28 protein-coding genes and 1 pseudogene are annotated in these 25,823 nt (G+C 64.2%); 14 read left to right on the top strand and 15 right to left on the bottom strand.

Going from position 1 to position 25,823, the window contains the following annotated elements; all coding sequences use genetic code 11:
* Nucleotides 1-3 precede the first annotated feature (3 nt).
* The 4 genes and pseudogenes from FS507_RS10955 to FS507_RS10970 all read left to right on the top strand — a co-directional run.
* Nucleotides 4-1,209 carry an MFS transporter gene (locus tag FS507_RS10955; RefSeq protein ID WP_145942822.1) on the top strand — a complete coding sequence of 402 codons (1,206 nt, stop codon included), beginning with the start codon at nucleotides 4-6 and terminating at the stop codon, nucleotides 1,207-1,209.
* Nucleotides 1,206-1,529, top strand: coding sequence for an MFS transporter (locus FS507_RS10960; RefSeq protein WP_145942823.1), 324 nt, complete (start codon nucleotides 1,206-1,208; stop codon nucleotides 1,527-1,529). The genes FS507_RS10955 and FS507_RS10960 overlap by 4 nt, the downstream gene beginning before the upstream one ends.
* Nucleotides 1,530-1,610: 81 nt before the next feature.
* Nucleotides 1,611-2,942, top strand: a complete 1,332-nt coding sequence (locus FS507_RS10965; RefSeq protein WP_145942824.1) for an ISL3 family transposase — start codon at nucleotides 1,611-1,613, stop codon at nucleotides 2,940-2,942.
* 21 nt (nucleotides 2,943-2,963) lie between these two features.
* A pseudogene (locus FS507_RS10970) lies at nucleotides 2,964-3,941 on the top strand (MFS transporter); the annotation flags it as partial.
* Between the two features lie 144 nt (nucleotides 3,942-4,085).
* Here FS507_RS10970 and FS507_RS10975 read toward each other — a convergent pair.
* A complete protein-coding gene (locus tag FS507_RS10975) occupies nucleotides 4,086-5,636 on the bottom strand; it encodes an MFS transporter (RefSeq protein ID WP_145942826.1) in 1,551 nt (516 codons plus the stop codon).
* A 52-nt stretch (nucleotides 5,637-5,688) separates the two neighbouring features.
* On the opposite strand from FS507_RS10975, the gene FS507_RS10980 reads away from it, so the two are divergent.
* Nucleotides 5,689-6,069 carry a MerR family DNA-binding transcriptional regulator gene (locus FS507_RS10980; RefSeq protein ID WP_145942827.1) on the top strand — a complete coding sequence of 127 codons (381 nt, stop codon included), beginning with the start codon at nucleotides 5,689-5,691 and terminating at the stop codon, nucleotides 6,067-6,069.
* 73 nt (nucleotides 6,070-6,142) lie between these two features.
* Here the strand turns inward: FS507_RS10980 and FS507_RS10985 are convergent, their stop codons facing one another.
* Together FS507_RS10985 and FS507_RS10990 are read right to left on the bottom strand one after the other, a co-directional pair.
* A complete protein-coding gene (locus tag FS507_RS10985) occupies nucleotides 6,143-6,496 on the bottom strand; it encodes an antibiotic biosynthesis monooxygenase (protein WP_145942828.1) in 354 nt (117 codons plus the stop codon).
* A 50-nt stretch (nucleotides 6,497-6,546) separates the two neighbouring features.
* Nucleotides 6,547-7,095, bottom strand: coding sequence for an NADPH-dependent FMN reductase (locus FS507_RS10990; RefSeq protein WP_145942829.1), 549 nt, complete (start codon nucleotides 7,093-7,095; stop codon nucleotides 6,547-6,549).
* Nucleotides 7,096-7,613: 518 nt separating this feature from the next.
* Here FS507_RS10990 and FS507_RS10995 point away from each other — a divergent pair.
* The 4 genes from FS507_RS10995 (at nucleotide 7,614) to FS507_RS11010 (ending at nucleotide 13,651) form a co-directional block, all read left to right on the top strand.
* Nucleotides 7,614-7,796 (top strand): hypothetical protein, encoded by a 183-nt coding sequence (locus tag FS507_RS10995; protein ID WP_186314651.1) that lies wholly within the window; start codon nucleotides 7,614-7,616, stop codon nucleotides 7,794-7,796.
* A gap of 355 nt (nucleotides 7,797-8,151) precedes the next feature.
* Nucleotides 8,152-9,651, top strand: coding sequence for a DUF3375 domain-containing protein (locus FS507_RS11000; protein ID WP_145942831.1), 1,500 nt, complete (start codon nucleotides 8,152-8,154; stop codon nucleotides 9,649-9,651).
* Nucleotides 9,648-10,304 carry a DUF4194 domain-containing protein gene (locus FS507_RS11005; protein WP_260853337.1) on the top strand — a complete coding sequence of 219 codons (657 nt, stop codon included), beginning with the start codon at nucleotides 9,648-9,650 and terminating at the stop codon, nucleotides 10,302-10,304. The genes FS507_RS11000 and FS507_RS11005 overlap by 4 nt, the downstream gene beginning before the upstream one ends.
* 2 nt (nucleotides 10,305-10,306) lie before the next feature.
* The gene (locus FS507_RS11010) at nucleotides 10,307-13,651 is read left to right on the top strand and encodes an ATP-binding protein (RefSeq protein ID WP_260853338.1); all 3,345 of its coding nucleotides are present in this window, start codon (nucleotides 10,307-10,309) and stop codon (nucleotides 13,649-13,651) included.
* On the opposite strand, the gene FS507_RS11015 is transcribed toward FS507_RS11010, so the two are convergent.
* From FS507_RS11015 to FS507_RS11060, 10 genes are all read right to left on the bottom strand, one after another.
* Nucleotides 13,648-13,947, bottom strand: a complete 300-nt coding sequence (locus FS507_RS11015) for a hypothetical protein (RefSeq protein ID WP_145942833.1) — start codon at nucleotides 13,945-13,947, stop codon at nucleotides 13,648-13,650. The genes FS507_RS11010 and FS507_RS11015 overlap by 4 nt on opposite strands.
* A 23-nt stretch (nucleotides 13,948-13,970) precedes the next feature.
* A complete protein-coding gene (locus tag FS507_RS11020) occupies nucleotides 13,971-14,225 on the bottom strand; it encodes a hypothetical protein (RefSeq protein WP_145942834.1) in 255 nt (84 codons plus the stop codon).
* A 19-nt stretch (nucleotides 14,226-14,244) separates the two neighbouring features.
* Complete coding sequence (locus tag FS507_RS11025) at nucleotides 14,245-14,715, bottom strand: universal stress protein (protein ID WP_145942835.1); 471 nt, start codon at nucleotides 14,713-14,715, stop codon at nucleotides 14,245-14,247.
* Nucleotides 14,716-14,807: 92 nt separating this feature from the next.
* Nucleotides 14,808-15,287, bottom strand: coding sequence for a universal stress protein (locus FS507_RS11030; protein WP_145942836.1), 480 nt, complete (start codon nucleotides 15,285-15,287; stop codon nucleotides 14,808-14,810).
* Nucleotides 15,284-16,894, bottom strand: coding sequence for a tripartite tricarboxylate transporter permease (locus tag FS507_RS11035; RefSeq protein WP_145942837.1), 1,611 nt, complete (start codon nucleotides 16,892-16,894; stop codon nucleotides 15,284-15,286). The genes FS507_RS11030 and FS507_RS11035 overlap by 4 nt, the downstream gene beginning before the upstream one ends.
* A complete protein-coding gene (locus tag FS507_RS11040) occupies nucleotides 16,891-17,394 on the bottom strand; it encodes a tripartite tricarboxylate transporter TctB family protein (protein WP_145942838.1) in 504 nt (167 codons plus the stop codon). Before FS507_RS11040 ends, FS507_RS11035 begins: the two co-directional genes overlap by 4 nt.
* Entirely contained in the window at nucleotides 17,394-18,410 is a 1,017-nt protein-coding gene (locus tag FS507_RS11045) for a tripartite tricarboxylate transporter substrate binding protein (RefSeq protein WP_145942839.1), read from the bottom strand. Before FS507_RS11045 ends, FS507_RS11040 begins: the two co-directional genes overlap by 1 nt.
* 371 nt (nucleotides 18,411-18,781) lie before the next feature.
* On the bottom strand, nucleotides 18,782-19,891 hold the full coding sequence (locus FS507_RS11050; protein ID WP_145942840.1) for a DNA alkylation repair protein: 1,110 nt from the start codon (nucleotides 19,889-19,891) through the stop codon (nucleotides 18,782-18,784).
* Complete coding sequence (locus FS507_RS11055) at nucleotides 19,884-20,399, bottom strand: MarR family winged helix-turn-helix transcriptional regulator (RefSeq protein ID WP_145942841.1); 516 nt, start codon at nucleotides 20,397-20,399, stop codon at nucleotides 19,884-19,886. Before FS507_RS11055 ends, FS507_RS11050 begins: the two co-directional genes overlap by 8 nt.
* Nucleotides 20,400-20,461: 62 nt before the next feature.
* Entirely contained in the window at nucleotides 20,462-21,325 is an 864-nt protein-coding gene (locus tag FS507_RS11060; RefSeq protein ID WP_222121413.1) for a siderophore-interacting protein, read from the bottom strand.
* Nucleotides 21,326-21,398: 73 nt separating this feature from the next.
* Here FS507_RS11060 and FS507_RS11065 point away from each other — a divergent pair, with 73 nt between their 5' ends.
* Nucleotides 21,399-22,001, top strand: coding sequence for a TetR/AcrR family transcriptional regulator C-terminal domain-containing protein (locus FS507_RS11065; RefSeq protein ID WP_145942842.1), 603 nt, complete (start codon nucleotides 21,399-21,401; stop codon nucleotides 21,999-22,001).
* Here the strand turns inward: FS507_RS11065 and FS507_RS11070 are convergent.
* Nucleotides 21,982-22,341 (bottom strand): DoxX family protein, encoded by a 360-nt coding sequence (locus tag FS507_RS11070; protein WP_222121414.1) that lies wholly within the window; start codon nucleotides 22,339-22,341, stop codon nucleotides 21,982-21,984. The two genes, FS507_RS11065 and FS507_RS11070, sit on opposite strands and share 20 nt — an antisense overlap.
* 2 nt (nucleotides 22,342-22,343) lie before the next feature.
* Nucleotides 22,344-22,652, bottom strand: coding sequence for an antibiotic biosynthesis monooxygenase (locus tag FS507_RS11075; protein ID WP_145942844.1), 309 nt, complete (start codon nucleotides 22,650-22,652; stop codon nucleotides 22,344-22,346).
* Between the two features lie 160 nt (nucleotides 22,653-22,812).
* On the opposite strand from FS507_RS11075, the gene sigJ reads away from it, so the two are divergent.
* The 4 genes from sigJ (at nucleotide 22,813) to FS507_RS11095 (ending at nucleotide 25,777) form a co-directional block, all read left to right on the top strand.
* Nucleotides 22,813-23,736 (top strand): RNA polymerase sigma factor SigJ, encoded by a 924-nt coding sequence (sigJ, locus tag FS507_RS11080; protein WP_145942845.1) that lies wholly within the window; start codon nucleotides 22,813-22,815, stop codon nucleotides 23,734-23,736.
* 104 nt (nucleotides 23,737-23,840) lie between these two features.
* On the top strand, nucleotides 23,841-24,383 hold the full coding sequence (locus FS507_RS11085) for a type IV toxin-antitoxin system AbiEi family antitoxin domain-containing protein (protein ID WP_145942846.1): 543 nt from the start codon (nucleotides 23,841-23,843) through the stop codon (nucleotides 24,381-24,383).
* The gene (locus tag FS507_RS11090; protein ID WP_222121415.1) at nucleotides 24,380-25,210 is read left to right on the top strand and encodes a nucleotidyl transferase AbiEii/AbiGii toxin family protein; all 831 of its coding nucleotides are present in this window, start codon (nucleotides 24,380-24,382) and stop codon (nucleotides 25,208-25,210) included. Before FS507_RS11085 ends, FS507_RS11090 begins: the two co-directional genes overlap by 4 nt.
* A 132-nt stretch (nucleotides 25,211-25,342) precedes the next feature.
* Complete coding sequence (locus FS507_RS11095) at nucleotides 25,343-25,777, top strand: NUDIX hydrolase (protein ID WP_145942847.1); 435 nt, start codon at nucleotides 25,343-25,345, stop codon at nucleotides 25,775-25,777.
* Nucleotides 25,778-25,823 lie beyond the last annotated feature (46 nt).

Consider the following 25,823-nt stretch of genomic DNA (forward strand, 5'->3'; position numbering starts at 1 on the left):
TTCATGAAAGACCCCATGTACATCCGCATGGCCGTCCTGATTCTGGCCATTTTCTGCGTCGGTACCGCGGAACTCTCGCCCAGCGGCATGCTGGGCGAACTGTCCCGGGACATGTCCGTGACCATCCCCACCGCAGGACTCCTGGTCACCGTCTACGCATTGACCGTGGTCTTCGGCGGGCCGATCATGACCGCTGTCACCACCCGTATCCGACGCAAACACCTGTTGGTCCTTCTTCTGCTCGTCTTCGTCCTCGGTAACGTGGTCTGCGCCACCGCCCCCAGCTTCGGTGTCCTGCTCGTCGGTCGGGTGATCACCGCCGTCATCCAGGGAACTTTCATGGCTGTCTGTGTCGTCACCGCCGGCGCCATGGTCGCGGAGAACCGGCAGGGGTCCGCGGTGGCAGGCACGCAGTTCGGTGTGACACTGGCCACCGTGCTCGGCGTGCCGTTCGGAACGCTGATGGCGCAGCAGGTGGACTGGCGGGCAACCTTCGGCACCGTCGCCGTCCTTGCCTCCATCGCGATCGTGCTCATCCTGCTGACGATTCCTGACGCTGGTGGAGCATCGGTTCACTCCTCCGTGCGACATGAGTTCCGCGCGTTCGCGAACTGGCAGGTGATCGGCACCGTAATGGCCACCGTGTTGTGCTCGGGTGCCATGTTCACGGTCATCACCTATATGGTGCCGTTGCTCACGGATGTGGGAGGTTTCCCCGCTGCGTGGGTGTCAGCGGTACTCCTTGCCTACGGCGTTGGCTCCATCATCGGCAACGTCATCGGTGGCCGGTGTGCCGACCGTTCCGTCGAGGCCACCGTCCTCGGACTCTCCTGGACGCTCGCCGTCGTGTGCGTCATCTTCTGGATCGCCGCCCCGTCGGCGGGCGGTAGCGCAGCTTTGCTCATCTTGTTCTCGATAGCGACGTTCGCACTGATCCCGGGGCTACAGGTGAGGATCCTCTCGACGGCGTCGGACGCCCCGACGTTGTCGTTGACGGTCAATATGGCAGCTTTCGCGCTGGGTGCCGCGCTCGGGTCGTGGGCCGGGGGACAGGTCATCACCCTCGGCTTCGGCGTCCGCGCCGTGACTCTCGCTGCCGGCCTGTTCGGTGCTCTCGGCGCACTCGTGATCACGCAGGTCGTGTATGCCGCTCGGCGTACCACTGCGTCGACGGACGCGGGGGCGGCGGGGAGCAAGGTAGTTCGATGAGAGACTCCTCTGCGCAGAACCAGGTCAACGCGACGACGATAGCGAAGCTGATCGCGCTTGCCGGCGCGACGTTCGTCTACGTCACCTTCGAGGTGTTTCCTGTTGGGCTCATCCGGGACATCGCGGACGGAGTCAACGTCGGTGAAGGGCAGGTCGGTCTGCTGGTCAGTGGCTATGCGATCGTCGCTGCTTGCGCCACGATCCCCACCGTGGCGCTTGCCTCGCGGGTACGCCGTCGAACTGCCCTCGTTGTTGGCTCTTCGGCTTTCAGAGTGCGTAGCAACTGTGAAGCCAGTGGGATGAGCGATCACAACATGTAGGGTGCCGGGGCCGGGAAGGTAGAAGGATCCTGCAGTGACAAGATGAAGGTGTCTAATCACCACCTCGTCACTCCAGGATCCATGTCTCACCCTACCGTCACACCTGCCTCTGCCCCGAACCTCGTCGCCGACACGATCTGCCGCACCGTCGAACTGGGCCTGAGCATCGACAACGCCGCCGACGCCGGTAACACCACCCACCTGTACTGCCACCCCGTCACCGTCACGACCGCCTGCCCGCACTGCGGACAGGCATCCCGGGTCCGTGACCATGTCGAACGCCGATTGACCGATCTTCCCATCGCCGGGCACCCCAGCATCCTGCATGTCCGCCTACCACGGTTGACCTGCGGCAACGACAACTGTCCGGTGAGCATCTTCCGCATGCCGATCCGCACAGCCGCCGCCGACCGACAGTCAGTCACCGACAGGGTGACCCGGTGGATTCTGCAGCGCATGGCCACCGACGGGATGAGTGTCGCCGCCTGTGCCCGCGCCCTGGGCCTGGGGTGGAAGACCGTCGGCCGGCTGGCCACCGAGGCGTGCCGGCACCTGGCCTACGGTGACGCCCACCGCCTGGACCACGTCCGGGCGCTGGGGGTTGATGAACACAAGTGGAAGCACGTGCGCGGTGACGGGTCCTCCAGCTTCGTGACAGTGATCGTGGATCTGACCCCGCAGGTCGACGGTACTGGTCCGGCCCGACTGCTGGACATGGTGCCCGGTAGAAGTGCTGGCGCCTTCGGTGACTGGCTCGCCGCCCGCCCCCAGCGGTTCCGCGACACCGTGAAGACGGTGACGATGGATGGCTACACCGGCTATGCGAAAACAGCCTCCCAGCAGATCGGTAAGGCCAGGCAGGTCATGGACCCTTTCCATGTCGTGCACCTGGCGGCGAACAAGCTGGATTTGTGCCGCCAGCGAATCCAGAACGAGACCACCGGTCACCGGGGCCGGTCAGGGGATCCGTTGTACGGGATCCGCAGGGCGATGATGACCCGGATCAGGCTGGTCACCCCAACGAAGGCGGAGAAGCTCGACGAGGTGCTCACCGACGACAGGCATGTGGCGGTGCAGGTGACCTGGCAGGTCTACCAGCAGATCATTGCGGCGTTCGACGAGCCGGTCGCCCGCGACGGTAAGCGCCGACTGTTCAAGTTGCTGAAGAGGATCAGGTCCGGCCTGCCGGCCGGGCTGAGCGAGTTGGCGACGCTGGGTAGGACGTTGTGGCGTAAGCGCTCCCAGATCCTGGCGTACTTCGACACCGGGGCGACCAACGGCCCGGTCGAGGCGATCAACGGCAGGCTGGAGCATCTGCGGGGTATCGCGTTGGGTTTCAGAAACAAGGAGCACTACATCTTGCGGTCGTTGATTCACTCCGGTGGGCTTCGATCCGCAATCGACGCACTCTGAAAGCCGAAGAGCCTCGTTGTCGCGCTTGTCTTCCTCGTTGTCGCGGAAACGCTCACCGTCGCATCGACGTCGTTTGCGATGCTCGCTGTCAGCCGACTCATTGCTGCACTCACCCACGGCGTGGTCTGGTCGCTGGTGGCACCCGCCGCCGCGACGCTCGTTCCGCGTGAGCGGGTCGGTACCGCGACTGCCGTGGTGTTCGGCGGAGCCTCGCTGGCGTTGATCCTCGGCAGCCCCGGAACCACGTTCATCGGTGGGCTCATCGGCTGGCGGGCCACTGCTCTTCTGCTCACCGGAGTGACGATCGCGGTCACCGTTGCCGTCTTCTACTCTCTACGGTCAGTGGGGGAGGAGGCTGCGGTGCCACACGGGGACGCCGGGCCGTCCCTCGCCGAGGTGAACTGGCGCACCGTGCTGGTGCTCTGTGGGATCTCGGTCCTGCTGGTCACTGCGCATTTCATCTCCTACACCTACATCGCGGTCATCGTCACCGAGGTCACGGGGACAGCGGGGCTCGTGGTGGCAATCCTCACGCTCTTCGGCCTCGCTGGAGCTGTCGGTACGGTTCTCATAGGACGTGTTATCGACCGCGGGGCACGGCGGGCGGAGGTAGTCACGATGTGGACGTTCGCTGCTGGCCTGGTGATCCTGGCGCTGGCCATGCTGTCTCTGCCCACGGGGCTTCGGTACGCCGGAGTGTTCGTTGCTGCAGCGGTGTGGGGGCTGGCGTTCGCTGCCACGGGCCCGGTGTTTCAGACCGGTGTCATGCGTATCGCGGAGGGTGACGCTGACCGGGCGTCTTCGGTGTACGTCACCAGCGTTCAGGTCGGCATCGCCACCGGATCCGCGTTGGGTGCCCCGATCCTTGCCCGGTCGGTTGCATGGCTGCCGGCGGTGTCGGCGATGTTGGCGCTGGTTGTCCTGGCGCTGGTTGTCCTGGTGCTTGTGATCGTCCGCCGTCCAACGTCTGCTGTAGTTCCTGACCGGAGGTTGCGGTAAGAGATGTGCCTTGACCACTGGAATCGTACCGATGCCCGGGTTTCCGGTGACTGACGCCCTTTCATTAGCGAAGGCTCGTAAGCTGTTGTGCGCTTGCCCCCGCCCTCACCCTATAACGGAGTCTGGAACAGGTGAGATGGACAATTACGAATCATCAGGAGGCTGGTTGATACTCGTTGGCGTCGGGGTAGAAGCCCGCCCATTCTCGCATGATTCGCGCCTAGCATAGATCACCACGGCACCTGCTAGTGCGAGGAGTAGCAGCGCGGCACCGGCCGTGATGACCGACTGACCTGCGGCGAAGGCAGTCTGCGCGGCTTCTATCAGCCTGCTTTCGTCCGATTCAGACAAGGTGTCAGCAGTGGCCGCGGCATTCTGAAGAGACTGTTCTGCTTGCTCGGTGTCGCTGGTGTTAAGCCCCGGAGGAAGCGAGAGCATCCTCCGGTAGACCATAGAGGCAGCGGTACCGAGGACGGCGATGCTCAGTGCTGCGCCGAGTTCGGAGCTTGTCTCCGACAAGGCGGAGGCAGACCCCACCTGATCAGGCGGAGAAGCGGAGACTGTGAGGTCAGTGGCCAATGAGAGGAACGTGGTGACGCCGATACTCAGCACGATCCCGCCGAGCAGAACCAGGATGAGCGACTGCGTAGGTGTCGCCACGGCGATACCGATGAGGCCGATACTCGCAGCAATTAGTCCGAATACGATCACCCGGGTTTTGGGTAGCTTGGCGATGAGAGCGCTCGCCAGGATCGCGCCTGAGATCCCGAATACTGCCATCGGGACCATTGCCAACGACGTCAGCAGCGGGGAGAGGCCGATAACGAGTTGCATGTACTGAGACAGGAACATGTTTGGCCCAGTGAGTGTGAACATCCCCGCCGCTACGATCAGAAGTCCTAGCCTGACAGTGGGCATACGGACCAGGCCACGGTCAACCAGAGGGTGCGCTGCACGGCGTTGGTGCCCCGCGAACGCGGTGCACGCTGCAATCGTGAGAGTCAACAGAAGCCACTCAGTTGCACTCCAGGCACCGGCAGTCGCCTGCTTCAGTAACGCCATTGCAGAGACGACGAGGACGAGACCAATGAGGGCACCGACGAGGGGTAATGGCGCGGGCATCCTTGCACGAGACTCTGCCACCCAAAGTCGTATACCGAGCAGGAGGAGCAACACAACGGGAACGTTGATGATAAACACCGAACCCCACGGGAAGAACTCAAGCAGTACGCCGGCGACCACGGGCCCCAATGCGCCGCCTGCCGCGAACGCCGCCGTCCATAGGCCGATGGCCCGGGCACGTTGCTGCTCGTCGGTAAAAGACGTGCGGATGAGCGCAAGCGTCGATGGCATGGGCGTGGCGCCACCAAGGCCCATCATGGCGCGGGAGATAATCAGCCACTCGGCCGAAGTCGAAACGGCGGAACTCAGGGATGCGAAGCCGAACAACAGTGCTCCGATCAGAAGCAAGCGTCGACGCCCAATGCGGTCACCGAGCCTTCCTGCAGGAATCAGTAGCGCGGCCAGGACGAACCCGTAAGCGTCCATGATCCACAGCAGTTGCGAACTGGAAGGACGTAACTGCTCACTGAGGGAGGGGGCCGCCAGATAGAGCACTGTGAGGTCCATCGAAATGACCACTACCGGAAGTAATAGCGTGGCCAGAACAAAGCGCTGACGTCGATTCATTTTCATGTTCTTGACGTTAGAACTTGAACATTAGTTGAAGTCAAGTGATACTGAAGGCATGATCACCATCGAATCCAATGGAGCCGAGTTACTGACCGTCGGCGAGGTGGCAGAGCTCGCTGGCGCCGCAACATCGGCGATCAGGTTCTACGAACGGCGGGGGCTGATTGAGTCGCAGCGTACTTCTGGCAATCAGCGCCGCTATCAACCGTGGGTACCTTGCGTCGTTCGTGTGGCCCGCGTGGCTCAGCGTGTCGGGTTGTCAGTGCAGGAGATCGCCGAAGTGTTAGAAGACATTCCTGATGAACCGAGGCCCGAGGACTGGCAAAGGGTGACCGACTACCTCGTAGCTGATGCCGAACGACGGATTGCCGAACTCCGCGAGGTACTTGTAGACCTAAAATCGGAGACCAAACGTTGCGACCTTCCCGGTCGGTGAGCTTCCTTGCTCAGAACCCTGCTACCGACAGCTGGATTCCTTGGTCAATTTCCGAGGGAGTCGTGGAACTGCCTCAGTGTTTCGAGCCGTCGATCATATGGCTGTCACCATGGGCTGCAACGAAGGTAAGTGGTACGGACGTGCCGTTCTGGATCAGAGGGTCGAGATTTTCGATATGCTGTCGGAATCTATCCGTCTGGGCCCAATTTTGCATCGCCTCTGCGGACTGGAAGCGGGTCAGGACAATCAGCCTGGTGTTGTCCTGTGAACGGTAGACTTCGTTGCCCAGCCAACCGTAGGCGGTCGCTTCCTCGCTCATGTCCTGCATTTCGGTGATCTGAAAGGCTGTCAGGGCCTCGATTCCGCCTTCAATAGCGATGAAGATGTTGATTGATATGTGCAGGCGATTATTCTGCTCACTGGCCATGGGATGATCCTCTTGGGTCGATGTGCGGAGTGCGTTTAGAGTTTCTATGATCAGGTGGGGAACGGGTGGTGGGTGCGAGCTTGGGTGAGAATACTGGCCCACCAGTCCAGCTCTCTCAGCGCACGATTGAGTGCCGTTGCCGCCGTCTCGCCCGGTGCAAAGCGTTCTGCCTCGTCCAAGGATTCCCACGGGGCAGGCAGACCGAGGCACCGGCGGATCGTGACCATGTTCAGCTCTGCCAGTACCCCTCGTAGGTGCTCTATTGCCGCGTGCCCACCGTGAACTCCGTAAGCAACGATTGTGGCTGGCTTGAGCTTCCACTGGGAGTAGTGCCAGTCGATCAGTCGCTTCAGTGACGCGGGATAGGAGTGGTTGTACTCCGGGGTGACGAACACAAATGCGCTGGCCGCCTCGATCCTTTCGCCGACCTCAGTGGCGGGCCCGCCTCCGGGGTAGAGCAGGTTATCGTCGGGAAGCGTGATTTCGGCAAGGTCGACTAGGTCGACCTCGAAGTCGGCCTGGTCTGCCAGCGACGTGAGAACCCAACTGGCGATGTTCGGGCTGATCCGATCGCTACGGACACTGGAGGAGACGACCATAATCCGGTTCCTGCGGGGTACTGGGGCGGGGTAGTGATTGCGTAGTTTTGGTGTCGATGAGGTCATACGTGCCATGGTGATGGTTGAACATATGTTGAAGTCAAGCCCCTTACAGCGGCTTTTGTGCCTCAGTGTCCGGGTCGTTGCTAGTCAGTCGTCGCGCGTTTCATTGATGATTACCGTGAACCGCTCATGCCGCGGTCTGTGGCCTCCGGTGGCAGAACGGGTCCGAGTGAGCCGTGGCTGTGTAGGGCGAACGTTCCTCGCACCGGTTGTCCTCATGCTTGTTGTCGGCTCGTCCTTGACGACTCGGAGGTGCGCCCCTATTTTCGTCTCGATATCGACGAGCGTATCGACCGAGAACTTGTCGGGGTTTCCGTGGTCAGGTCAGAGAGCCCCCAGCGGGGGACAAATCAACTGACGATGCCCGGCGATCTCCGAGGGCAATGAGAGTATGGATATACCCTAGAAGGGAAAAGGGAGGAATCCCCGGCAGTCGGCGTTGATGAGAGGGGATCATGATGGCTGAGCGCAAGGGCTCGGTGGAGCCAAAAGCAGTTATCGTCGGGACCTTCGGTGCAGTTGCGGCGATATGGCTCGCCGCACGGAACGAATCGGTGGTCGGTGGCCTCATATTCTTCGTTGTCGTTCTCGTCGGCGCGGGATTCGTCCATTGGGTGAACCGCAGGGCCGGCAGGTAGCTCAAATAGCTGTGGGTCCCGCCGCATCACATCGGATGGCTACCACAGGGATCGACCGTGCTCGCAATGGGTGTTCTCCTCGAGATGCAGAGCCTTCGCAGGCGGTGGCACTCTAGCTCACCCTCGAAGAGGTCTCTGCTGACACCGTTTGTCATCTGAGTCACCGCTCAGGACGAATCGGAGGCCAGAATCGCCCTGAGCGGTGACTCAGATGACAGGGCGTGCACACGGAGTCGGGAGCAGGCACGTCGGCCCGGCCCACACCGCCCGGAACCCACCCCGGAACCCGCCCCGGAAAACTACCCCGACCACGCCGAATCCAGCGCCGCGACCCCGGGCGCTACACTCTTCCCCGATGGTAATCATGCGTGCAGAGGCGGCCTATCAACGGACAGCGGCGGCCTTCAAGAACCCGACACTCGACCTGCTTCACGGCCGGTACGCGCCGTTCGTCGTCGCAGCGTTGTCGCTGATCTTCACCCCGGACCGTCCCACCGTCGCGATCTCCGATGCGCATGTGGAAGTCGGCGATGTCGTGGACGAACTCCGCACCGCCGGATATGACGAGGATGACCGGGGTTCCCGTGGCCTGCCGTCCGGGAACGGTCGGGAGATCTGCCGCTACTGGGTCCGCGTCGGGTGGCTCGTTCCCCAGATCGAGGATGATGTCGAGGTCTACCGGCTCTCCGCTCAGGCGGTCGGTGCCCTGGAGATCGTCGGCCGCAGTGGACTCGGACGCGCACGGGTGTCCCGCTCCCGTGTCCGGACCCTCCTCGACGCCGTCGACCAGCTCGCCCATGCGGCGGAGACCGACCCGGAGGAACGCATCGCCACGCTGCGTGCCGAACGTGCGTCGATCGACGAGGAGATCGAACGGCTTGAGCGCGGGGACATCGACCCGGTCGACGACGATCAGCTCCTGGAAGAGGCGGAGAACGTCGTCCACCTGTCCCGCGAACTCCCCGCTGACTTCGCCCGGGTGGCGGAGTCGATCAATGCGATGCAGCGCGATGTCGTCGCCGACCTCCGGCGGGACGTCCGCCCGACCGGCGAGGTGCTGCGGGAGTACCTGCACCGTGGTCAGCATGTCATGGAGGCCACGCCTGAGGGGCGCGCCTTCTCCGGTGCACTCAACCTCATCGGTGACCCGGAGAACATCGACCACCTCACCGACCAGCTCAGCATGCTGATGGCGTTGCCCTTCTCCCGGCACATGAGTGCTGATCAACGCCGCGAACTGCTCGCCATCGCCCGCCGCGTCGAGCAGGGCGTGCAGGAGGTGCTGACGGCGCAACGTCGCGCGTCCCACGTGATCACCGCGCAGGTGAGAACCCACGACCCCGTCCGTGACCGCGAGGTCGACGACCTGCTGCGCAACGTCATGTCCGGCCTGCAGGCCTGGATGCAGGAGACGAAGACCGATTCCCGTGGACATGACGCCGTCGAGCCGCTGCGCAGTTTCCCCACCGCGCATCTCGGCCACCTGCGTCAGACCCTCAACGACCTGCACCTGCCGGGCGCCCCGGAGCCGCTTCGACGCGAGGACGACGACGGGACCGACATCGAGTTCCTCCATGCCGACACCCGCGCCTGGGGTGGGCCGCATTACCCGGAGCTGGAGCAGTTCGTCGCGGATCTCGAGGGCCCCTTCGATCTGGCCACGGCGTTCGGCACGGTGCCGGACGGCTCCCGGCGCCCCGTCGACCTGCTGGGGTTGCTGGAGATCGCCCACCGCAACGGCATGGAGGAGGGCGAGGAGATGTCTGTGGTCGAGACGCTCCGTCCGGACGGTACTGTCAGACGGTTCGCCTTCGGAGCTGTCAGCGCCCAGTCTGTACAAGGAGCAGAAGAATGACCGAGAACGATCCGTTCATCGACACCGTCTCGATGGAGAAGGACCCGGACGAATGCTTCGCCGGTGACCGCGGCGTACTCGACCCGGAGGTCCGGCGCGTACTGGTGCGGTTGTTGCAGCGCCGGTTCCTGCAGGCCGACCGTAACCGCGACGACTGGAAGGTGCTGATGGACAACCAGCAGGTCATCGAGTCGCGGCTGCACGACCTGTTCGTCCGGCTGGTGGTCGATTCCGGACGTGGGGTCGCCTACAAACAGCAGGTGCGCTCCGATGAACTCGATGTGCCGATCCTGCTCCGCGACGAGGCCTACACCAGGGCCGAGACACTGGTGCTGGTCTACCTGCGCACCGTCTACCAGCGCGAGTCCACCGCCGGTGAACTTGCCGCCCGGGTGGACGTCGAAGAGGTGGAGCAGACCGTGATGACCTACTTCACCGAAGCCAACGGCGACGTCGCACGCCGACAGAAACTGATCCGAAACGCCCTGGGCCGGCTGCGCCAGGAAGGCATCATCGACGAGGAGACCGAGGGTCGCTACCGGATCAGCCCGCTGGTCGAGATCGTGCTCAGTGCCGACCGGCTGCGTGAACTCAACGACTGGCTGCAGGAACAGACACGGAGTGGACAGACACAGGGAGGCACTGAGCTGTGACCATGCTCGACACATTGTTCGGACTGGTGCCGGCGGAGTCCCGCGGGCAGCAGTGGCTCGCCGACGAGCTTCACCTGGTCAACTGGGGCGGGTACGACGGCGCCCACCGGGTGAAGTTCTCTCCCGAGGCGACGCTGCTGTGCGGTGGGTCCGGTTCCGGGAAGTCCACACTGATGGACGCCTACATCGCGCTGATGATGCAGCACACCACGCCGTTCAACGGCGCCTCCAACGGTGGTGTGACGGGACGTCCACGCGGGGAGGACCAGCGCAACATCCTGTCCTACGGCCGCGGGAAGATCGACGAGTCCCGCACCGATGACGGAACCCAGGTCACCGTCCTGCGCGGTGACGGGTGCGACACCTGGACGGCGGTGTCGATGACCTGGCGTGACCACGACGGTTCGCGGTTCACCGCGGTGCGCGCCTGGTACATCCCGGCATCGGCCCGGGTCCTCGACGACACGGTGAAGGTCCGCGGTGTGGTCGACGGGGACTTCGACCTCGCCGTGCTCGAGGGTGCAGCCACGCAACGGCTCTCGGACTCCGCGGTGAAGGCGACGGGGCTGGAAACCATGGCCACCGACCGTGAGTTCCTGGCGCGCGTGCACTCGGTGCTGGGCATCGGAGCCGCCGGGGCAGGTGCCAAGGCCATGAGCCTGCTTGCCCGAATCCAGGCGGGCCAGCAGATCACCACCGTTGATGAACTCTACAAACGCATGGTGCTCGAAGAGCCTGAGACGATGGCCACCGCCGACGCCGTCGTCGCCCACTTCGACGAACTGGAGAGCACCCGGAGCCGGATGGTCACCGCGCAGAAACAGGTGCGGATGCTGCAGCCTGTCCGGGGGTTCCGGACGAAGATCGAGGATGCTGCCGAGCGGTTGCGCCTACTCGATGAGATCGGGCGTTTCTCGGATCCGTCGTCGCTGGCGGCCCTGTGGCGCACAGGACGCCGACTGGAGCTGCTCCACGAGGCGGAGACCGAGGTCCGGAAGCAGAAGCAGGCGGCGGACGCCGACGTCCGGGCGCAGGCGGCCCTGGCCGAGGCCGCGGAGGTGGAGCGCGACGGTCTGCTGGACGTCCTGCGGCATTCCGGCGGCGACCGGTTGGACACCGCCGAGCGTGAGCTCGCACAGGTGGAACGTCGGCTGACAGCGGTGCAGCAGAACCGCGCGCGGTTCGACGAGAACATCGCCTGCCTCGAGCAGGACATCGACTCCGAACAGGACTTCACCGAGCTGGCGGAGCGTGCCCGCGCCGCACTCGCTGACCCCGGGGCGAAGACCTCCGCCCGCGACGGTTATGCGGAGTCCCGTGTGGAACTGAAGAAGCTGCGGCGTCAGCTCGCCGAGCTGGAGACCGAACAGCGGTGGACCGAGCAACGCAGGGACAACATCCCGGAACGTCTCCATGTTGCCCGTCGACTCCTGGCGGACGCTGCGGGCCTGCAGATCGACGATCTGCCGTTCGTCGGTGAGCTCGTCGACGTGTCAACCGAGTATGAACCCTGGCGGGAGGCGTTCAACCTTGCCCTGGGTGGGTTCGCCACCACCATGCTCATCGACGCCGACGACCTGCCCCGCTTCCGTGGTGCCGTCGATGCGGTCCGCACGGACGTCCGGCTGCGGTACGAAGGCGTGCACACCGACTTCGAACAGCGCGACCGACTCGACCCGCAATGCCTACCCGGACGACTGGACTACCGGGACACAGCCTTCACCGGATGGTTGCAGGACCGCCTGGAACGGCAGTTCGGGTTCTACTGTGTGGATTCCTTCGACTCCGCCGAGGGGCTTTCAGCGCGGCAACCTGCGCTGACGATCAACGGTCAGGTGTCCCAGGGGGACCGTGGTGCCCATGGCGGTCACGGCGGGCGTAATGTGCTGGGATTCTCCAGCCGACGGCGGCTGGCGGAACTGGACGACAGTATCGCCGCGCTCCGGGACGAGATCAGGGGAGCCGAAGCCGCTGAGCGACGGGCAGGCGCCGAACTGGATGACCTGGACGCCCGCCATGCCGCCTACACGCGGGTGACCGACGTGACCTGGGACCAGATCGACGTCCGGTCCGTCGAGCAGGAACGTGACCGCTGGGCCGGCATCATCGCCGAGATCACCGACGGCAACCCGGAGATCGCCGACCTGCAGCAACAGATCGCTGACCTGAAGGCCAAGGTCACCCGGTTGCAGGAGAGCACCGGTCGTGCCAAAGGCGAACAGGACCGGCTGGCCCGCCAGTGGGCCGACACGGTTGACGAGGTCGATGCCGCGCAGGAGGCCCTCGACGAGGCGGAAAACGCCGAGCGGACCTTGAACGACGCCCAGGCGTCCTACCTGAACGAGCGCTTCGACCCGGCGGGCGGTGAGGCCTCCGGCTCCCGGCTCGCCCGCTTCGACGCCGCACTGGACACCGCGTCCCGACGCCTCGAGGAGGACCGTGCGGCCGCTGAGGCCACGCTGACTGAGCAGCGCGAGTCGCTGCGCCGCACCCTGGAGACCTTCCTCGACACCTGGCCGAACCCCACGCTGCGTGCCGATCCGGACACCTCCCTCAAGGACTTCGAGCGGATCCTCGAGGACCTGGAGACCAGCGGTCTGCATGAGCTGGAGGCGGAGTGGAAGAACAGTCTGCTGACGCTGTCGGGCAACGACCTCACCAACCTCGAATCGACCTTGGGACGCTCGCTGCGGGAGATCCGGGAGCGGATCGAACCGATCAACCGGATCATGGAGAACCTGCCGTTCTACGACGACGACCACCGTCTCCAGATCGTCCCCCGGGAGAACCAGTCGGAGGTGCGCCGACGGTTCCGCAAGGACCTGCGTGACGTCCGCAGCCTGATCGAGGACGCCGCCAGCGACGCGGAGCGGGAACAGGCCTACGAGCGCATGGCACGGTTGATCAACCGTATCCGTCGGACTGCGCCCGACTTCGCCGACCTGGTGGACGTGCGCAACCACGTGCGGGTCAGCGCGGAGAAGATCGATGCGGAGACCAAGGAGCATGCCGCGTTGTACGACCACATCGGGGAGAAGTCCGGCGGTGAGTCGCAGGAGTTGATCGCCTTCATCGTCGGCGCTGCGCTGCGCTACCAGCTCGGTGACGCCGACGCTGAACGGCCGCGGTATGCGCCGGTCTTCCTGGATGAGGCGCTGATCAAGGCGGACGCGCACTTCACCAAACGTGCCATCGGCGCATGGCGTGGTCTGGGATTCCAGCTGGTCATCGGGGCCCCGAATGACAAGTACAGTGCGATCGAACCGCATGTGGACGTCGAGTACGACATCCTCAAGGACACCTGGGGCCGCTCCTGGGCGAAGCCGAAGGTGGGGCTGCCTGTTTAGCCGTCGTCGGTGCGGCGGGTGACTTTCAGCTCGCTGGGTGCGGTCGCGGTGAGGTGCCAGTTCTTCGCGTCGATCGCCGTTCCTGCACCGGTGGTGTAGGCGCTGACGAGCAGGCGGCCGGCAGCGGTGTCGGTGCTGTGGTCGGGAATGATTTCGGCCTCAGCTTCGGATTCGTCGGAGAACAGCAGCAGACACTCGGCAGGAACGGCGGGGTACGGCTGGCCCTCCGGGAGACGCAGTACCGCTCCGGGGAAGAGGTGGGAATGGCTCACGCGGAGGGTGATGACGCTGTCCATACGGTTTATCGTACGGAGGATTCTCAGCGGGCCGTGAACACTTTCAGCGACCAGGCGCACACCGCCACCGCGACGAGGGCGACGATGCCGTTCGTCACTGCGGCGGCGGTCGTCACCTCGTCGAAATCGGACAAGGACACCACGACATCCAGGAAGATCAGGACGGTGCCGAGGAACAGCAGCGTCACGCAGCTGACCACTCCTCCGGTACGGAGGACGTGACAGAGCCACGCCGCCCCGACGAGAAGGGGGCCGAGGACCAGGGAGACCAGGAACACGGGCCGGTGCCGTGCCGTCCTACTGCTGGGTGGTGTTGACGATGTAGAGGTCGCACGCGGCTTCCGCCGCCACCTTGCGCGCCACACTGCCGAGGATCCGCGAGATGCCCTGGACGTGCTTGTTGCCGACGACGATGGTGTCGGCGTCGAGCTTCTCCGCCTGGAGCAGGAGTACGTCGGCCGGGGTTCCTTCGACGGCGGAGGCGTGGACGGTCAGCGACGGGTAGGCCTCGCGCAGGACGGCGGCGACGGAGTCGGCGACCTCCTGGGCGGCGCGCGAGTAGCCGTCGGTGAGTTTCTGGTAGGCGGCCGAGGTCCCGGGACCCATGTTGTTGCTCTTGGCCGCCTGCAGGGTGACCGAGGCGCTGATGCTGTACGCGGAGAGGACGTGGAGTTCCGCGCCGATCCCGTCAGCCAGCTCTGCCGCTTTCTGCGCAGCGGCGAGCGCCGTCTGGCTGGAGTCGACTCCGGTCACAATAGTCTTCGTCATGGTGCGCCTTTCGGAAAGTGTCGCGGACACCGTGGTGGGTTGTGTTCCGTCAGTGTAGCTTGATGCGGCCTGCCCCGGAGTGGCGGCGAGCGTCAGCGGTGGGTGGTGTTGACGATGTAGAGGTCGCAGCTGGCCTCGGCCGCGACCTTCCGGGCGACGCTGCCGAGGATCCGGGAGATCCCCTGGACGTGCTTGTTGCCCACCACGATGGTGTCGGCCTTCAATCTCCGGGCCTGGTGAAGGAGAACCTCGGCGGGCGTCCCTTCCTCCGCGGAGGCCTCGATCGTCAGGTCCGGGTGCGCCTCGCGGAGGACGGCGGCGACAGCATCGGCGACCTGGTCAGCCGCCCGGGCCTGTCCTTCCGTCAGGTTCTGGTAGGCCACGGAGGTGGAGATCCCGAGGTCCTTGGTCTTGAAGGACTGGAGGGTGTCTGCGGTGCTGATGCTGTACGCGGAGAAGACGTGGAGTTCCGCACCGAGGCCTTCAGCCAGCTCGGCTGCCTTCTCTGCGGCGTTGAGGGCGGTCTGGCTGGCGTCCACACCAGTTATGATCGTCCTGGTTTCTCTGGTCATCGGGTGCCTTCCTGTTCTTCGGCGGGTGCCGCGTCGGTGTCGGTGGTGCCGGTGGTGCCGGTGGTGCCTGTGGTGCTGTCGGCATCGGTGTCGGTGGCACCTGTGGTGTTCGGGCTGGCCTGCTCGGCCTTCTCGATCAGCTTGGGGCGCCGGACGGCCTGCCAGATGGCGAAGCCGATCGAGGCCAGGGTCAGGATGCCGAGAACCAGCGGGATGGGTTCAAGCATCCACCGGAAGCTGCCGTCGTTGATGATCATGGCACGCCGGAAACCGCTCTCGGCGATCGGCCCGAGGATCACGCCGATGATCAGCGGGGCCAGCGGGAAGCCGCCCTTGACCATGATGTAGCCCAGGATCGCCGCCAGGAACATCACCAGCACGTCGAAGATGCTGGAGCGCATGGCGTAGGACCCCACGACGGCCAGGACGATCACCGACGGCCAGAGCAGGCGTGGTGGGACGGACTCGATGAGTTTCACCCAGAAGCTCGTGCCGAACCATCCCAGGATCAGCAGGACGAGATAGACGAGGGCGAAGCCGATGAACAGGCCGTAGATCAGGTCGGGGCTACCGGAGAAGAGGGTCGGTCCCGGCTGCAGACCGTGTACGGTCAGCGCGCCGATGAGCACCGCGGAGGTCACGTCGCCGGGGATGCCGAGGGTCAGTGTGGGGACCAGGGCGCCGGCGGTGCCGGCGTTCTTCGAGGACTCTGCGGCGGCGATACCACGCGGGTCGCCCTTGCCGTACCGGGACTTGTCCTTGGATGCCCGCTTGGATTCGTTGTAGGCGACGAAAGAGCTGATGTCACCGCCGACGCCGGGGATGATCCCGATGATGAATCCGATGGCGGAACCCAGGAGGCTCGACGGCATGAGCTTGCGGAACCAGGACGGAGAGGCGCGGAACTTCTCCGGCTTCATCTTGAGGTTCAACTTCGCCAGCCGTTCGACCTGGAGGAAGGCCTCGGACACGGCGAAGAGGCCGATCATCAGGGGGATGAAGGAGATTCCCGAGATCAGGTCGGCGTTGCCGAAGGTCAGGCGCGGGAAGCCCTGGATCGTGTCCAGGCCGATCATGGCGATGCCGAGGCCCAGGAAACCGGCGATGAGGCCCTTGACCATCCTGCCCTCTGAGATGGAGGCGATGATGGTGAGGGCGAACAGGGCCAGCATGAAGTTCGCCGAGGAGCCGAAGCCCAGGGCGAAGTCGGCGATCACGGGGGAGAAGAAGGCGAGGAGCAGCACGCCGATGAAGCCACCGATGCAGGACGCCAGGACCGAGATCTTCAGCGCCTGCACACCCTTTCCTGCCAGCGTCATGGCGTGTCCGTCGGCGACCGTCGCTGCCGACGCCGGTGTTCCTGGCGTCCGGATCAGGATCGCCGGGATCGACCCGGCGTATACGGCACCACCGTAGATACCGAGCAGGAGCATCATGCCGGCCAGCGGTTCCAGGGCGAAGGTGAAGGGGAGCAGCAGGGCCACTCCGACGGTGGCGGAGATGCCGGGCAGGGCACCCACCACCATGCCGATCAGGACACCCAGGACCAGCATGATCACGACCTGGACGTCTGCGACGGCGCTCAGGCCGTCCATCCAATTACTCATGGCAGAATCCCCTCAATGATGCCGGAGGGCAGGTAGACCCCCAGGGCGTCGGTGAACAGGTAGTAGACGGCGACCGAGACGATGATCGGGACGAGGACGAGTCGCAGGATGCTCCGGATGCCCATGATCAGCAGGGCGAGCACCATGAAGATCAGGGAGGAGAGCATGAACCCCAGGGGCGTCAGCGCGAATGCGTAGGCGATCCCTGCGACGATGATCAGCCCGGTCCGTGTGCGTGTCCCCGGTTCCGGCAGGAAGATGTTCTTCTCGCTGTTGAACAGGAGCATTATTCCCAGGATGACCAGTGCCCCGCCGATCAGACGTGGCAGCGCTGCGGTTCCCGGATCCTCCGGCTGCCCTGGGGAGGGGAAACCGAATGCCAGGAAGAGGATGACCGCTCCCAGCACGATGACGATCGCGGCAATGATGCGGTCGCCGAGCAGCGAACCGTCCTGCGTGGGCGCTCCGGTGCCGGTGGGTGTGTCTGTAGGTGATGACATCAGTTGCCTCCCAGTCCAGCGTCCTCGACGACCGTCTGGTACCGGTCGTATTCCTCGGAGAGGAAGGAGTCGAAGTCGGCGGCGTTCTTGTACTCCTGGGTGAATCCCAGGTTGTCCATGTAGCTGGAGAATCCTTCGGTCTCGCGTGCCTCGTTGAAGCAACGGTTGAGTTCGTCGACTGCGTCATCCGGGGTACCCGCAGGTGCGAAGAGCCCGAGGATGGCGAAACTCGTCCAGTCCATGCCCGCTTCCCCGAGGGTGGGGACGCCGGGGAGGAAGTCGTCCAGCCTGTCTTCGCCGGCGATCGCCAGGGCGCGCAGCTGCCCGCCCTCGATGAAGGGGGCGATCTCCGCGGCACCGACGGAGACGGCCCGGGTCTCGCCGCCCATCACGGCCTGGAGCGCGCCGGCGGCACCGCCGTAGGGGACGTTGCGGATGTTGGGCTGGTCGGCCTCCTGGGCGAGGCCGGCGAAGCCCATGTGGTAGATCGAGCCGGTGCCGGAGGTCGCCATGGTGACGTCCTCGTCGGTGGTCAGCAGCTCGTCGATGTCCTCGATGTCGGAGTCCGGCGGCACGCCGTAGGCGATGGGTTGTTCGCTGTACTGCATGATGCCGCGGACATCGTCGGGGCCGATCTCGGAGACGCCCAGGTGCGGCAGGATCGACAGTTCGATGGACGCCACGCCGATGGTGTTGCCGTCGGCGGCGGAGGACGCGACGGACTGGAAGCCGACGGTGCCGGAACCACCGGTCTCGTTACGGATGATCACGTCCCTCCCGCAGGTCTCCTGGGCGTAGACGGCGAGCTGGCGGGCGGTCCCGTCCGCGGATCCGCCGGGATCGAAGGGGACGACGAGGTTCAGCGGTGCACCGCCGCCGGAGGATGAGCCCTCTGATTCGTCATCGGCGCTGCAGGACGTCAGAGCAAGCGCTCCGATCATCGTGAGGGCTGCGATGCTGGTACGTGCTGTGCTGCTGGTTCGTGTTTTTCGTCTAGTTGGGATCTGTCCACTCATTCATGTGTCCTCTGGTCTCAACGTCTTCCGCGACGATCGTTCGCTGTGCGCACGTTCGTTCGCTTTACGACTAAAACTTACCTCATGAAAAGTGTCAGTCCCAACATTGGGAGGAAAACGCGAGGTAGATCACACAGTGGTGCGTGTGACATAGCTATAGAAGGCATGAATAATCACGAAGTGATGTAACTGAGGTGCCAGAAACGGTCGGTCTGGAGGCTCTGCGCCGACCGATCCTGGCACCTGGCTCACGTCACCCGTCGAGATGTCCCGACCATCGATTCCCTGTCGCTATGCGGCATGGGTCCTGGCCCCCGGAGGAGGACATTCTCCGGGGTGCAGGCGGTTCACGGTGCTGAGTGGAGCGGAGGCTATCCCTCGGAAGCGTCGGTGACCTCAACCGTCGTCGCGCCGAGAATCCGCCCATTGGCCTGGATCTCGATGAGGTGCGGACCGGGCCGGATGGTCCTGATCGAGACGTGTTTGAATGCATGGCGCCGCGAGAAGCTCACGGGCTCACCGGCCGGGAGGTCCCGTACCGTCAGTTTGAACACCTTGCCCGCTTTCGCGCCGTGCGCACCCTGGTAGTGCACCAGGTAGTCGATCGCAGCCCTAGCGGGAGTGGATGCGTGCAGCGTGAAAGAGATCGTCGTCGTTTCCCCGATGGAGACCGTCGACGGACTGCAGGTCAGTTCCGTGAGCTCGATCGGCGCGTCGTGGTCGAAGCCGAGAATGGCGAGAGCCCCGGGGTCGCCTCGTTTGATCAGTGTGCGCAGGCCGTGGCGCACCACGAAGTCACCCTGGGTGGACTCTCCGGCCCACCTTCGGGCGGTGTCGAGGACGAGCCCGGGGTGGTCCTTGCTGATGTCGTTGAGGTGGTTCGCGACCGAGCGCCGGACGTAGAGTGAGTCGTCGTTGATCAGCGGTTCCAGGAGCGCCAGAGAATCGCTGGGGTCGACGATGAACCGGTGGAGACGGCGCCCCCACGGGAGCCGTGGCCGTGACCCCTCGGAAACGAGCCGCCGGACATGCTCGTCAGCGCTGGTGGTCCACGCCCGCAACTGCTCCATCGTCGTGTCGTAGTGCGCGTCGATGAACGGACGGATCGCGAACTCCGCCGTGTAGAGGGACGTCAGAGTGCCCAAGAGGGGTAGAGCGATGTCAGGACGGTCGAGCATGGCCGCGGAAATGTACTCGTTGACGGCCATGGACGCCCAGCCCTGCAGGTTCCCCGTCCCGGTCCGGTTGTCGTTGTCGACCACGTGCCGAATCAGTTGGGCGGCGTCATCGGGTGGCGTCGGTAGCGACTCTGCGAGTGCTCGGGCGATCCAGGTAACCCGGGCTTTCAGTTCGAGACCGTCGAGTCCGGATACCGCTCGTTGCTGGAAGTTGGCACCGTCGAAGGATTCCGAGACAGCCGTGAATGCGTCGGCCAGGCGAGTGACGAGCTCGGGTGACAGTTCATCCTTGAAATCAGCCATGCGGATGCACCTCCGGAGCCTCACCGCGCAGCGTGGACGTCGCCCGCTGCAGCAGAGCGCGTAGCTGCCTGCGTTCGGAGGTGCTGAAAGCCTGGCCGAGCCGTTCCTCGATGCCGCGGGCGAGGTCGTCGGCGCGGAGGACGAGCTCGGCACCGTCCCGGGTGAGGGTGGTGACCAGCACCCGACGGTGGATGGTGGACGGGGTGCGCTCGACCAGGCCGCGCTTCTCCAGTTTGTCCAGGATCGTCCCCATCGTCTGCGGTGTCACCGCGGCGACGCGGGCGAGCTGGGCGGAGGACTGTCCCGGTACATAATGCAGCGACATCAGAACGGCGTACTGGGGCACTGTCAGTCCGAGGGGACGCAGGGCGGCAGTCTTCGCCGTCATCATCGCCTGCTCTGCCTGCTTGATGTGCGATCCGACCCGTGCGTCCAGATCCTCGGCGAACTCGTCGCCCCCGTGGCGTGGCAGGGGGAGACAGAAGTCGGGGTCCGGGGTATCAGTCATCTCACCAGAATAACGGTGCTGAGACCACGTCGGCGACCAGCACACGATGTCGGCCAGAACGATCAGCTGGGCGAGGAGCGTCCGACCTTCCAGTAACCGTAGAACGAAATCGCCGACTTCGGTACGCCTGCCGCAACGAGCCCACGTCGTGTGCCTGTCGCCAGCGAGTTCTCTCCAGCCACGAAGACGGTGCCAGGACCGCCGGGCGGTGGCGTGGCCAAAGCTGCGGCGCGGGCCAGCTCACCTGGCACCCCGCCGTCGCCGTCAGAGCTCGCGAGCCATGTCGCGGAAACATGAGGGCCGAATGTCGTTCCCAGGATGTCGTCCGGCGTCGGGACCTCGACGATGAGACGGGTGGGAAGGGACGAGGGTGTCTCCTCGGCGATGGCGAGAGCGGCGGGTAAGCCACTTCCGTCGGCGACCAGAAGTTGCCACTCCGCATCCTCGCGCGGCTGGTACCTGCGGCCTTCGTCGAACATCCCCACCGGGCTGCCGGGTTCTGCCTGTTGCGCCCACACGGAGGCGGGCCCGTCACCGTGGACGACGAAGTCCACGTCGAGTTCATTCGACTCGGAGTGGAAAGCGCGGACCGAGTAATTCCGGACGTAGGGCCGTACGTCCTTGGACATCAGGAAGTACTGCGCAGCCCAACCGTTGTTGGCGAACGTGGGCATGCGTAGCTCAGTCTGTCCGGGGCGAGGGAAGAACAGACGGAAGCACTGGTCACCGCCTTTGTAAGAGAAGCCTTCGAGGGCATCGCCTCCGACGGTCACTCTGACCAGGTGCTCGGACATCCTGGTTCGTCTCACCACCGTCAGCGACATCATCTGACGCCGGTTCTCTTTCCCGAAGCGGGCCATTCTCATCTCCATTCCAGTGGCGTCCAGGACGCGTGCGACCGGATAAATTTCTTGGTCAGCGACCAAGGAGTTACTGTAGGCTTACATGGGCGGCAGGTCAACAGGGTCGAGAACGCGGCATGAAACGGGGAAGAACACTATGGCGACTGAACGACGGGTGCGTGGAGACGTGGTCACCGCCGCATTCGAGCTGCTCGATGAGGCGGGACTGGAGGTACTCACCCTGCGTGAAGTGGCGCGGCGCCTGGGCGTGCACCTCAACACGGTCTCGTACCAGGTGAAGACGAAAGCCCGGTTACGCGAACTCATGGCAGATGCGATCCTCGGCTCGCTCTCCCTCGACGGCATGACCGGTGACCCGGTGGTCAGGGTGAAAGAGATCCTTCGTCGCTACCGGACGGCGCTGCTCTCCCATCGTGACGGAGCACGCCTGGTCGCCGGCACTGTCGCCGTGGAGAGGAACACGTTACGGGTGGGGAATGCGATCATCGGGGCGCTGTTGGAGTCCGGTGCCGACAATGAAAGTGCCGTGCGGACATTCTGGGGCCTCCACTACTTCCTTCTCGGCCTCGTCCAGGAGGAGCAGGGGCTCCCCGCCCAGGAGCATAAGGACGTCCTGGAGGTGATCCATTCCGGGGGCTACCCTGCGATGGCAGAGGTGGGGGACATCATCCTGAACGATCCATTCGACTGCCGATTCGAGTTCGGCCTCGACGCCTTTCTCAGGCATCCAGAACGATGAGGGAGAGTGAACTGGCGGCCAGGGCAAGGTAGAAGCCGGGGAAGGCGATGGTGTGGAACACCCGCGCCCGCAGATGCGCCAGGTTCGCCCCGAGGAAGAAGCACACCAGTCCGGCGGCAGCGACGGTCGGCACCACGGGCACATCGAAAAACCACAGCGACAGACCCACACCACCAGATCCCTTCAACACCGCAAGGGTGGGCAGCCACTTGGCGGGCACGTTCACCTCCGCCGAGTTTTCCAGGACGAAGCGTGCACGCAGGAGGTCGGCCGCCGCGATGAAGATGTTCGCTGCTACGGTCACCCCGACGACCGCACCGGTCAGAAGCGTTATTGCCATCGTCATGCGTCCGGGAATTCGGCGGCGACGGTAAACAGACCCGGCCTCGCAGTCGCCAGCGCCGCAACCCTCTGCGCGTAGCGCGCCGCAGCGGGTTCCGCCTGGGTCTGGGACGCAGCCTCAGCATCTTCCCAGGTGGCTATGTTGAGGACACGTGACCTGTCGACACTGGCCAGGATTTTCGAGGATATGAAACCCGGGCGCTTGGAGATGACCTTCTCGGTACCCTCGACGAGAAGATCGACGACCTCCTGCTGTTTCTCCGGGACTGCATCGATGAGGTCAATGATATTGACGAACGTCGCGGACATGGTGTGCTTCCTTTCTCTGAGCGGTGATGGTCGGCACGTTGTCGCGCCTACCGTGGTGATGAGACGAGACAGCGTCTCTTTCCGTGAGGCGCCTCACGCTATTACCGGCTACGTCGTCTCTACAGTGAGATCACTGTGTGTCGAGGTGGAAGGACAAAGGATGCGGGACGAGGCGACGAGCACCGGGAACCCGGAGGCAGACCGTGGCGTCCTGTTGGGGTTGTCGTACCGACTGCTCGGGACGTTGTCTGATGCCGAGGATGCGGTACAGGAAACCTACGTCCGCTGGTACCGGATGAGTCCGCATCAGCGCCAGGAGGTTCGTTCACCGCGGGCGTGGCTGATCAAGACCGCGGGACGTATCGGGCTGGACATGCTGACCAGTGCCCGGGCGCGCCGGGAGACCTACGTCGGGGAGTGGCTTCCAGAACCCGTACCTGGGGATGTGCCGTGGAACGATATACCCGGGCGCGCAGATGGGGAGGATCCGGCGGTCCAGCTGGTCCAGTCCGAGTCCGTGTCCATGGCGTTGATGGTGGTTCTGGGGACAATGACTCCGGCCGAGCGGGTGGTGTTTATCCTCCATGATGTCTTCGGGTTCACCTTCCCGGAGGTTTCCGAGGTGGTGGATCGCTCTCCGGCGGCATGCCGGCAGCTGGCCACATCGGCACGTCGGCGTGTGCGGCGTGAGCGGGTAGGTTCCACGGTGGCGGCAGATGCGGAGGAGCATTCGCGGATCGTGCGATCGTTCCGCCGGGCCTGGAGTGCGGGGGATGTGGCCGGTCTGGTCCAGATATTGGATCCACAGGTGACGGCGGTGACCGATGGCGGTGGAGTGGTGTCGGCGTCGATTGCACCGTTGCGTGGAGCGCAGGATGCGGCGAAGTTCTTCGTCGGGGCTTTGACGAGGCAGCCCGGACTGGTGATCGTGGAGGACCAGGTCAACGGGCAACCTGGGCTGGTGGCATCGCATGAGGGTCGGGTGGTCGCGGTGGTCAGCCTGCTGGTCGACGGCGGACGGGTCGTTGAAGCGTGGGCGGTGCGTAACCCGGAGAAACTTGTAGCGTGGAACCACGGTGAGTGATGCGGACGAACCGCTTGGACATGGTGTACTGCAATTCGATGTAGTACAGCACCAGCCGCTGACCGGCTGTGTCACAACACTACCGTTTTCGGTATAGTTGTGACATGAATGCCGACGCGAAGTACCGGGAGATCGTGCGGGAGATTGCACTCGATCACTACGGGTATGTCACAACTCGTGAAGCGACCCAAGCTGGGGTGCCCGCTGTGGAACTGCCCAAGCTTGCCGCACGCGGCGGCCTGGAAAACGTCGCTTACGGTCTCTACCGCGTGCCGGATATTCCGCCGACGGCCTACGACCAGTTCGCTGAAGCGCTCCTGCGGGTCGGTGAGGGGGCTTATTTGCATGGTGAATCCACGCTCGCGTTGTTCGGTCTCGCAGACGTCAATCCACGGCGGATCAAGGTAGCTGTCCGCCGCCGTGCCCGTCCCACACTGCCGCCGTTCGTCGAGATGACACGGGTGACGAACGAGGAGCGCACGACATTCTATGAGGGGCTGCGGGCTCAGCCGGTTGTGGACGCTATCCTCGAATGTCGAGGTCGCATCGGGACCGAGCGTCTTCTGGACGCTGCCAGGCAAGCACGTGGCGAAGGGCTGTTGACCACCACCGAGTGGCAGCAGGTGAAGAAAGGGGTTCGACCGTGAATTACACTGCCATGCCGACAAGCGTGCGTTCTCTTGAGCAGCGCATCCGCAACGTGGAGGGTAGTGACGGGCTCGCACTGCGGCGTCGTGTCGGAATGGCACTGGTCGTCGTTGGCCAGATGCTGCCCGACGGAGCGATCAAGGGTGGCAGCGCGATGGCGTTGCGCTACGGGCGAGGTACGCGGTTCACTCAAGACCTCGATGCCGCGAGAGTCCAGCCGATTGCGAGATTCCGCAGCGACTTTGAGGACGCTCTTTCTGTTGGGTGGTCAGGGTTTACCGGAAGGCTGGTCGAGAAGTCGCCACCCCGTCCACCGGCGGTGCCTAGGGCGTATGTCATGCAGCCTTTCGAAGTGAAGATCGACTATCGGGGACGGCCATGGTGCACCGTGAAGTTCGAGCTGGGTCATAATGAGATCGGTGACGCTGACGAGCCCGAGTACCAACTCTCCCCGGATCTAGTCCAACTCTTCATGGAGGTCGGGCTCGAAGCGCCGAAGCCCGTGGCTGTCATGCGATCTGACCATCAGGTCGCGCAGAAGCTCCACGCCGTTTCGAGTGTAGGAAGCGAGCGGGCGCACGATCTCGTCGATCTCCAACTTCTCGACAAGGGTGAAGACCTCGATCTCGCTCAGGTGGCAGGGACGTGTTCGCGGCTCTTCGACTATCGCCGCCAGCAGGCATGGCCACCCATCATCACGCCTGGTACTCGGTGGGACACACTGTATATCGAAGCCACTGATGGTCTCGATGTTCTCCCGGTTGTCGAGGAAGCGGTGGCCTGGGTGAACAACTTCGTCCAGCGTATCGTAGCGTCGATGGACTAGGAATCCCTGAAACGGTCGCTTAACGCAAGACCGGCCTATTGTCGCCTCCCGCGGCGTGGGCGGTGCGTAACCCGGAGAAACTTGTAGCGTGGAACCAGTGTAAGTGAAGCGAATGAGGGGAGGATCTGGTTCATGATCGAGGAGGGAACAGGGTTTTACGCGGTTCCGAGTTCGGTGAAAGTGGTGGTCCTCGCCGCTGGGAACGCAGGTGGGAAGGTCTTGCTCGGACTTAATGGCAGAGGGGAGTGGGAGTTGCCTGGTGGGTGGCCGGATAAGCAGGACGTGACCCTGGCGGATACCGCGGCTCGGGAGGTGCTGGAGGAGTCAGGAATCGTTCTTGATAATGATCCCGTACTCGTCGGTGCCGAACTTTTCTCCCCGGTGCCGGGGCGCCAGGTGACTCTGGTCTGCCTCGCAACCCGACTGGATACTGCAGAGGCACCGACACCCAGTTCGGAGCACAAGGACGTGCGATGGTTCGGGGTGGACGCGCTGCCTTCGAATCTTCCCGCGGTGTACCGGGGGTTCATCGACGGCGCTGCACGGCAGGAAGCAAGAGCGAGATGAGAGCGTATTCCGTCCGAGAAGGCCGCGACGACGAGATCTATCCCGC

Source organism: Corynebacterium glyciniphilum AJ 3170 (assembly GCF_007673095.1).
Lineage (GTDB): Bacteria > Actinomycetota > Actinomycetes > Mycobacteriales > Mycobacteriaceae > Corynebacterium.